Source organism: Paraburkholderia sp. (assembly GCF_035656215.1).
Classification (GTDB): Bacteria; Pseudomonadota; Gammaproteobacteria; order Burkholderiales; family Burkholderiaceae; genus Paraburkholderia.
This window is the reverse complement of the sequence record NZ_DASRSY010000125.1, coordinates 19,075-27,870: the sequence shown is the minus strand read 5'-3', so window position 1 is coordinate 27,870 and position 8,796 is coordinate 19,075. Positions and strand designations below refer to the sequence as shown.

General features: G+C 61.6%; 7 protein-coding genes. 2 read left to right on the top strand and 5 right to left on the bottom strand.

Features of this window, described 5'->3' with window-relative positions:
- Nucleotides 1-774, bottom strand: a 774-nt coding sequence (locus tag VFE81_RS07290) for an ArgE/DapE family deacylase (RefSeq protein ID WP_325043952.1), incomplete at its 3' end; no start/stop codon positions are given.
- A gap of 129 nt (nt 775-903) precedes the next feature.
- The gene (locus VFE81_RS07285; RefSeq protein ID WP_325043953.1) at nt 904-2,205 is read right to left on the bottom strand and encodes an MFS transporter; all 1,302 of its coding nucleotides are present in this window, start codon (nt 2,203-2,205) and stop codon (nt 904-906) included.
- A gap of 260 nt (nt 2,206-2,465) precedes the next feature.
- On the opposite strand from VFE81_RS07285, the gene VFE81_RS07280 reads away from it, so the two are divergent.
- Nucleotides 2,466-3,437 carry a LysR family transcriptional regulator gene (locus VFE81_RS07280; protein ID WP_325043951.1) on the top strand — a complete coding sequence of 324 codons (972 nt, stop codon included), beginning with the start codon at nt 2,466-2,468 and terminating at the stop codon, nt 3,435-3,437.
- Nucleotides 3,438-3,842: 405 nt separating this feature from the next.
- On the opposite strand, the gene VFE81_RS07275 is transcribed toward VFE81_RS07280, so the two are convergent.
- The 3 genes from VFE81_RS07275 to VFE81_RS07265 form a co-directional block, all read right to left on the bottom strand.
- On the bottom strand, nt 3,843-4,904 hold the full coding sequence (locus VFE81_RS07275) for a LacI family DNA-binding transcriptional regulator (protein ID WP_325043950.1): 1,062 nt from the start codon (nt 4,902-4,904) through the stop codon (nt 3,843-3,845).
- Nucleotides 4,905-4,978: 74 nt separating this feature from the next.
- Nucleotides 4,979-6,172, bottom strand: coding sequence for a hypothetical protein (locus VFE81_RS07270; protein WP_325043949.1), 1,194 nt, complete (start codon nt 6,170-6,172; stop codon nt 4,979-4,981).
- Between the two features lie 145 nt (nt 6,173-6,317).
- A complete protein-coding gene (locus VFE81_RS07265; RefSeq protein ID WP_325043948.1) occupies nt 6,318-7,232 on the bottom strand; it encodes a LysR substrate-binding domain-containing protein in 915 nt (304 codons plus the stop codon).
- Between the two features lie 202 nt (nt 7,233-7,434).
- On the opposite strand from VFE81_RS07265, the gene VFE81_RS07260 reads away from it, so the two are divergent.
- Nucleotides 7,435-8,787 carry a sugar ABC transporter substrate-binding protein gene (locus VFE81_RS07260; protein ID WP_325043947.1) on the top strand — a complete coding sequence of 451 codons (1,353 nt, stop codon included), beginning with the start codon at nt 7,435-7,437 and terminating at the stop codon, nt 8,785-8,787.
- Nucleotides 8,788-8,796 lie beyond the last annotated feature (9 nt).

Below are 8,796 nucleotides of genomic sequence, written 5' to 3'. Positions count from 1 at the left end.
ATGACGATGACAACGGTGCTCACGATTCCAGCTCGCTTCAAGCTCGCGAAGGCCGGCGATCAGTTCCTGTGCCGCATCGATCGCGTTGAAGCCGCTTGCCATTTCGCGGGTGTGGCTCGGTCGGCCGTCGACCCGAACCTTCAGCCACAATACGCCGACGTTCGCACGCACGAGCATGTTTTCCTCAGGCTCGGGAATGATCACCGCATCCGCCTTGTAACCCCGCAGAAGCGCGGCAAGCGCGCCATTGCCCGTGCACTCTTCCTCGACGACTGACTGAAAGTAGATCGGAGCCGCAGGGGCATAGCCGGCGGTGCGCACGGCATCGAACGCAAACAGATTCGCGACCAGACCAGCCTTCATGTCTGCCGCACCGCGCCCGTAAAGCCAGCCGTCGATGATCGCGGGATCCCAGGGCGAGCGGGACCACATCCCGGCCGGGCCCGTCGGAACGACGTCGATATGTCCGTTCAGGATCAGCGAGCGCCCGGTCTGCGTTGCCGGACGGTAGCTGCCGACTACGTTGTACGCGTTCTCATAAGACACGGTCACCGGACCGAAGCCCGGATGATCCTTGATGGCGTCGATGTCCACGCGCCAGCGATCCATCGCGAGACCGCGCGAGCGCATTGCTTCAAACAGGAAATCCTGGGCGGTATGTTCGGCGCCGCGCAAGGACGGATATCGAACGAGGTCCTGCGTAAAACCGAGCTGCGCATTGAACCGTGCATCCACAGCGTCGAGAATGCGTTGGGCAGTGGTGATGTCGAGCAAGATATTCTCCAGAAAGCCGCGCGTCGTGCGGCCGCGCGGGCGCAGCGAACGGTGGGCATAAAAGCAGGAACGGGTGGGATCGGCAGCGACTGCACGACCCTGAAAAGACGAGGTCCGCGGTCGCAGCGATCAGGGCGTGACGGCCCCGATTGCAGCCCGACTACGGGTGCTCGCGTCGAGCCGGGCGATCGACAGGAGCGTGATGGATGACAGCAGCGAGTAGAAGAGTGCGAGTGGCAACCACGTGCCGGGGAAACGGTGTGCGAGTAGCGTGCCAACCAGTGGCGTCAGGCCGCCTGCAATCGCACCGCACAACTGGTATGAAAGCGAAATCCCCGAATAGCGGACGCGCGTTTCGAACGCGTTGCTCAGAAATCCGGCCATGGCCGAGTAGATCGCAGCCATGAACGTCAGCGTGATGCCGATGCCAGCCACGATGAGCGGCGCCCGCCCGGTCTGGACCAGCATGAACATCGGATATGGCGCAAATACAGATGCGAACGCCGCGCCTTTGAGCAGGCGTGCCGTGCCGAACTTTTCCGCTAGCGAGGCTGCCAGCGGCTGGACGCAGAGTTGAAGGAGCGCGACGATGAACAGGCAGTCGAGGATCAGTTTGCGGTCGAGCCCAAGCGTTTGCGTGGTGTACGACAACATGAACGTGTTTGTAAAATAGATTCCGCCGATCGCCACGGTGCAGACGCCCATGCACAATGCAACCGTGCGCCAGGCGGTGCGCATGACCTCGACCGCAGGCAGTTTCGCAGTCCGTTCATTTTCGACCAGCCGGGCAAATTCGGGAGACTCGGCAACGCCGACACGGATATAGAACCCGACAGCGAGCAGGACCGCACTGGAAAGGAAAGGCAGCCGCCATCCCCAACTGAGGAAGTCGGCCTCGCTCAGGTTGCTGACGGCGCGAAAGAAAAGAAGGGAAAGGATCAGGCCGGCAGGGCTTCCAAGCTGGGCAAAGGAAGCGAGAAACGTGCGTCGTCCGGCGGGCGCGTGCTCGCTCGCCATCAGTACCGCACCGCCCCATTCCCCGCCGACCGCGATCCCCTGAAAAAGACGCAAGGCAATCAGAAGGACCGGCGCGACGACGCCCGCGCTGGCGTAGCCGGGCAACAGACCGATTCCGACCGTGGCAACGCCCATCATGACCAACGTAACCATCAACGCTTTCTTGCGCCCGACGCGGTCACCCCAGTGGCCAAACACGACTCCTCCAATCGGGCGCGCGAAGAATCCTGCAGCAAAGGTTCCGAGCGAGGCCATTGTGCTCACGAAGGGACTCGACATCGGGAAAAACAGCTTGCCGAAGATGAGCGCCGAAGCCGTGGCATAAATGTAGAAGTCGTACCATTCGATCATCGTGCCGATGAATGCGGCGGCCGCGGCGCGAGCCGGTTGCCGTGCGAACTGTGTCGAGGTCATCCGCTGTCTCCAGAAAAAGCGTTTGATGCGCCAGTCGCACGAGCTTTCGGCTTTCTTGTTGAGCGTGCTGCTCGACAACTGATCGCACTTGAACGGGCTGGCTACAAGGTCGAGAATCGCGCGCCAAATGACATCAGTCAAACAATGAAATCTACTGTTCGACATTAACAGAATTAATGTTAAGCTGGACTTCCGCCGGCAATGTCCGCCGTCGCGTCTGTCGCGTCACCTGTCAGGAGTCCGGTACCTTGAAAAATCCCGTGTCGCCGGTCGAACCCGCCGCGCTGCTGAACGACCGCATCGACTGGAATCTGCTACGAACGTTTCTGGCTATCGTGGAGGAGCGGAGTATCAGCCATGCTGCGGCTCGTCTTCATCTGACGCAATCCGCCGTCAGTCAGGCGCTAAAGCGTCTTGAAGGCCATCTCGAACGGCGCCTGATCCAGCGGCACGGCACGGTTTTCGAGGTCACGCCGGCTGGGGAGGATGTCCGCGAGATCGCCGAACAGATGTACGGCAGCATGTCACGGCTTGGCCCCGCGCTTGTTGCCCGCTCGGATGAAGTAGCCGGTTCCGTGCGATTTCTGACCGCCAGTCGGATTCATTCAGGGGCGTACGACAGTTTCCTCGGCGAGTTCCATCGTTCGTTTCCGCTCGTCGAACTGCATATCGAGGTGATGAAAAGCGCGGACATCATCAGCGCCTTGCTGGCCAGGACGGCCACGGCCGGCCTGGGGCTCTGTCCGAGTTCGATGAAGCGGCTCGAGAAGCGGCTTTTTCTGCGCCAGCGATATGCGATGTTCTGTGGACGGGGCCACCGGCTTTTTGGACGCACCGATGCGCAGATCGCTGACCTGCTGGGCGAGAATTTCGTGTCGTTCACGAGCGACCTGATCGGCGGCGGCCTTTCCCCCTTAACGATCTTTCGCGACCAGAACGGGTTCTCGGGGCGCATCGTCGCTTCGTCTTCGAATCATGACGAAGTCAGGCGACTGATTTTTGCAGGTTTTGGCATCGGATATCTGCCCGACCACAGCGTTCTCCAGGATATCAGCGAGGGCCGGTTGTGGCGGCTGCCTCCGAGCGAAGGAGTCGCCGACATCGATCTGCATCTGTTATGGAGTCCAGAGAAACTGATGTCTTCGGCCGAGAGCACATTTCTGGAAAGCTTTCATCGATACGCCGATCGCTTTACGCTGTCCGAGCGCCTGAGCGTCGGCATCAACCCATAGGTGCACCCTGATGAACATAGAGGATTGCCACCGACGAGTTTTCCGACGCTGGTCCGCTCCACCGTTTGTTCCCGGATATGTTCGTCCGCCGCCGACTATCCGGTATTGGCCGCACCGTGTGCAGTGTTCGCGCCGAAACTGCGTCGCAGTCCTCTTACAGGCCAGCGACTGGACGACAATTGCAAGAGCGGCGCGGGCAGCATCCTCTCCAGCCGCAGAGTCGAGGGGGTAGGGGGTTTGAAGCGCAGTGGAACGAAAACCGGGTTAAGCGTGACCTCGCACCCTTGACGCAATAGGCACTGACGGCCATGGCCGACGGTCATGCGAGCCCAGTTCAACATGCATGATCAATTCATTGACCAGATTCGCAGGCCATCTGGGGTGGCGCCGACGGTCCGCTCAAAGTTACGCCGACGCCCGCCTGATCAGCACGCCCGGCACGAGTATCGTGCGCGGCCTGATGCGAGGTTCGGCGAGCCGCTCGTTGAGCAGACGGACGGCCTGAGCCGCGAGTTTTTCAACCTGCTGGCGAACTGTGGTCAACTGATAGGCAGCACGCGATGCTTCCGCAACGTCATCAAAGCCGACAATTGCAATATCTTCCGGCACCGCGAGTTTGAGATCGAACCGGCATGCATCGAGCGCACCGAGCGCAAGCTGGTCGTTCGCACAAAACACCCCATCGATTTTCTGCGCTGAGCTGGACACCTGTTCGAGAAATGCCGCGCGTCCACCGTCATACGAAAAATCGGACGCGACCGTGACCACGTCTGTTACGCCAAGCTCGCGCAAGCGACCGACGAAGCCGGCCACCCGTTCCTCACTGACCGGTGCGCCGTGCGGGCCGCTGATGCAGACAAATCGCCGATGTCCAGCATGATAGAGCGCGTCCGCGATCTGACGTGTCGCATGGACATTGTCGGTGCCGACACAATCCACGCCGTCGGATACCACACACCGGTTCAGGAACACGACGGGCACGCCATGTCGCCGGAAACCCGCGATGTCCCCGTCGGTCATCGTCGCGCAGGAAATCAGGCCATCGAGCGGAAACTCCAGCGCATCGCGCAGCGTCGAATGGACCGCGTCGTCGCTGTCGACGGCAATCAGGAGCAGCTTGGCACTCCGCGCGGCGAGCGCTTCGCCGAGCGCATACAGGAGTTCCGGGTTATAGCGCAACGTGTATCGCGTGACGATGACCCCGACCACGTTCGAGCGCCCGAGAATCAGCGAGCGCGCGAGCGCGTTCGGCCGGTAGCCGAGTTGCCCGGCTATCGCCATCACGTGGGCGCGTGTGTCCGGCGAAATCGGGCTGTCCGGCTGGAAACACCGCGACACTGTCGATTGCGCGACGCCGGCCGCAATCGCGACATCATAGGACGTCGCGCGCTGTGCCGCCGACGTGGGCTCGACCGTCCCGGTCGACTTGGGTGGACGGCGTTTCGCAGCGGAACTCGGCAAGGCCATACGGAACGAGTCGGGAGTAGGATGAACTGCGATTCTAGACGATCCGCTACTGCCAGCAGCGGATCGTCCGGGCGCTATTCTGCCGCGATGAGTGCCTCAGCAGCCTGGCGGGTTTCGAACGGCAGCAGTCGCAGCGGCGCGACATAACCGTTGTGGTCGATGCCAAACCCGGCCTTCGCCGCTGCCGCGACGATTTCCGGGGCCCAGGTGATAGTTTTCTTCTGGTCGCCTGCAGTCATGACGGCGATCAGCAATGACACATCGCCGACCGAGCGGATCGAACGCCACGTATTCGCTGGAGCGGAAAACAGATCCTGTCGCTGCACGCGAACGCTGACTTCCTCGCCCGCATCGTTCAACGCGATCTCAGCAGTCCCTTCGAACACGATCAGGACCTGCTTCGTGCCGAGCATGTATCTGCCGACCTGCTCGCCGGGCGCAATACGCAGCCACTCGATCGAAAAGCCGTGCGGATTGGTGACAGCGGGTTCGTGATCGCGGTCCTGCGTCATGCCGAAGCCGACCACCGGGGCCATCTCGCTGCGATGCCCTGACAAAACGCTGTCCAGCAGCGCACGCGAGGACCAGGTGCGATCGTCGATCTTCACCATGCGCTTGCGCATTTCGTCAGGTGAGTAGTGACGCAGGCCTTCGGCGGTAGCGGTGTCGATCGGCTCCAGCAGCGCGTCGGCGGGGGGCATCGGGGCGCCGGCGGCGGTGTCCACCAGAACCGACTCCTTCGTCAGATAGAGGCCGTGTTGCGCGGCCTGTTCGAGGATAGACGGATGCCAGATCAAACCGCCCGTTTCATCGCCACCGAGCGCCGAGAAGATCCAGCCATCGTCGTCGCCAATATTGCTGAAGCCGCGGAAGATCCACGTCGGGATGCTGAGCACGTCGCCCGGTTCGCCGATCACGGTGCCTTCGTCGCCATTCGCACCCCAACGGAAGAGCCAGCGCCCCTTGAATATCATGAACACCTCGGCCGTATAGTGCACGTGCAGATTATTCACCACGCCAGGGGGCATCGCCGCTACGCCCAGGCTAAACCCATGCGGCTCGCGCAGGTTCACCACCTGGTCGGCGCTTTGGGTGACGCCGGGGCCGATCAGCGAGTAATTTTCCTTGAGGTCGGAGCCCTTCATCTTGCAGTCGATAAACGCAATCTTGCAGGGAACCATGGCGGATCGCCTGATCAGGCGCTGCTGGACTTCGTCGTTCGTCAGTATGGGGTAGTGATTCCCGCTAGCGGGAGTAAGGCTGGTCATCACGTTCATCTCCAGGAAAGGGAAATGCAGGCGCGGGCCCGTGCTCCGTTCGTCACATCAATCGCGCCCATGCATTCGAATGCATAGAATAGTACACGAAGCCGCAAAACGACAGCACGAACTGAAAAAATAGCAGGACGCGAGGCTAAAGCGCGGCCGAATGTGAATAGCGCTCGGCTTGCGCGACGGCAATGTCGATGAAATTCATCAGCGCGGGATTCGTGTCGCCGGTTCGCCAGGTGAGGTCCAGCACGGCACTGACGGGCCGCTCGAGCTCGAGGTGACGGAACACCACACCCGGAAAACGCATGTGCCGCGCCGACGCCGGCACGATCGCGATGCCGATCCGGCTCGACACCAGCGCGACCACTGTATAAAGCTGCGTCGCATCCTGGGCAATCTCCGGTGTCACGCCCGCCCGCTGCAGGATGTCGGATACGATCCGGTGGAAATAATACGAGTGTTGCCGGCTGAAAAGGATCAGCGGTTCGGCGGTAAGCGCGCAGACCGGCACGCGCTCGACGCGAGCGAGTGCATGCTGCTCCGGCACCGCGAGCATCATCGGTTCGCTCAGCAGCATGCGGCTGGTCAGTTCGTCCGTGTCGTTGCCGACCGGCCGAACAAAGCCAACGTCCATCTCGCCGGCGAGGATCGCCTCGCGCTGCATCGAACTTACGCCTTCGCGCAGGTCGAGCCGCACGTCCGGATGGCGGTGTCGGTACGCACCGATGCACTCGGGCAGCACCTTCGGCAGCGAACCGGAGACGAATGCAATCCCGAGGCGCCCCCGTTCGCCCCGCCCGGCGAGCTTCGTGTGCTCGACCACCACCTCGGCCTGCGCAAGCAGCCGTCGTGCACCCGCCAGCAGTTCGACGCCCGCATGGGTAAGTCGCAGCGGACGCTTGCCACGGATAAAAAGGGGAGTGTCGAGGTCCGTCTCGAGCTGCATGATCTGCTGGCTGAGCGGCGGCTGGGTAATGTGCAGACGGGTCGCAGCCCGCCCGAAGTTCAGTTCCTCGGCGAGGACCACGAAGTAGCGCATCTGACGCAGGTCGATCATGCTTCATTCCCAAAACATATGAAATCACAACAAATAATATATTGGACAGAACAAATTGACAGGTCCAAATTTGTTTCATACGACGTCCAGCGCCAGGCAGATCACCGCGCTGCAGAAGAAACGTTGAAGGCACATCGGCGCGGCAAGCGCGCAGACACGTTGGTCGAAGCGTTCGCGCTGCGACTACTGGAGGCAGACAACCATGTATGGCCGTATCGCTCGCGCCGCGGTGTGCGCATCCCTCATCGCCGTTGGCAATGTCACGACGGCGGCTGAACTCCCCGCATCCGCCGCGACGCCTCCCTATGGGCTGAAGGCCGGCAAGCCATACAACGGTCAGACGATCAAGGTGATGGCCGTCAACACACCGCAGTTCATGGCACTGCAGATGCGCACGCAGCAGTTCACCGACGAGACGGGCATCATCGTCAAGTGGTTGTTCGTGCCGTTCAAGGCGTTGCAGGAAAAAGTCACGAGCGTGGGCGTGGCCGCCAATGGCAACGTCGATATCGTCAACTATCTCGATCAGTGGGGCGCGTCCTACGCGCACTGGCTGCAGCCACTTGATCCGCTCATCAGGCAGGACAGTTTCGACCTCGCCGATTACCCGCCCGCTTTTCTGCAGTCCGTGACCCATGACGGCAAGCTCTATGGCATGCCGGTGCGCAGCAACGTGCAGATGTTCCTGTATCGCAAGGACATTCTGGATGCGCTGCATCTGAAGGCGCCGCGCACCTGGCAGGACGTCATCGATGCAGGCCCGAAGATCCGCGCCGCATACCCGGACATCGCGCCGCTTGCGTGCTACTACGGGGCGGACGGCAATCGCCAGAATCTCTTCGTCTGGGCGGATTTCGTACGCGGAGCAGGCGGCCGGATTCTGGACGACAGGGGCTATCCGGCCTGGACATCGCCCGAAGCGATGAAGGCGACGCGCGAATACGTCGAGCTCTATTCGAAGCACAACCTGTGCGGTCCGGGCGCCACCTCGAATGTGGAACAGGATGCGCGGATCGCCTTCCAGCAGGGCCGCGTCGCGATGCTGCCAATCTGGCAATGGGCGTATGCCGCGGTGACCAACCCGAAGGATTCGACGCTCAAGCCCGAACAGGTGGGCTTCGCGCCGATGCCGGCTTACAAGCCCGGAGACCCGCCGACCACGGTCGTCAATACGATGCCGATGTCAATCTCGATGTATTCGAAACACAAGGCGGCGTCGTGGGAATACCTGAAATGGCTCGCCAATCCGGATCTCGACAAACGCAACGCGATCGAACGCAACGTGAATGGCTTCGCGGTGCGCAACAACGTGGTGAACCGCTGGTCGAGCCTCAAGGATCCGCAGGTCAATGCGGCCAATTCACACGTCCAGACCGCCGAGTTCGCGGCACTCCAGGGCAAAGCGGCGCCAATGCCGGAGGTGGTCTACTGGCCCGAGGTGGCCGACCTGGCGTCGGTTGCGATCAATCAGGCGGTGTCGGGCGGGGACGTCAACACGCTCATGAGAGACGCCAGCGAGCGCGCGCACCGCGTCGTCCAGCGTGAACTTCGCTAGGCACCTTTA

Excerpts from the sequence above, each read along its gene's own strand:
- VFE81_RS07285 (WP_325043953.1), bottom strand. The coding sequence starts at position 2,205 with ATGACCTCGACACAGTTCGCACGGCAACCGGCTCGCGCCGCGGCCGCC.
- VFE81_RS07275 (WP_325043950.1), bottom strand. The coding sequence starts at position 4,904 with ATGGCCTTGCCGAGTTCCGCTGCGAAACGCCGTCCACCCAAGTCGACC.
- VFE81_RS07270 (WP_325043949.1), bottom strand. The coding sequence starts at position 6,172 with ATGACCAGCCTTACTCCCGCTAGCGGGAATCACTACCCCATACTGACG.
- VFE81_RS07265 (WP_325043948.1), bottom strand. The coding sequence starts at position 7,232 with ATGATCGACCTGCGTCAGATGCGCTACTTCGTGGTCCTCGCCGAGGAA.
- VFE81_RS07260 (WP_325043947.1), top strand. The coding sequence starts at position 7,435 with ATGTATGGCCGTATCGCTCGCGCCGCGGTGTGCGCATCCCTCATCGCC.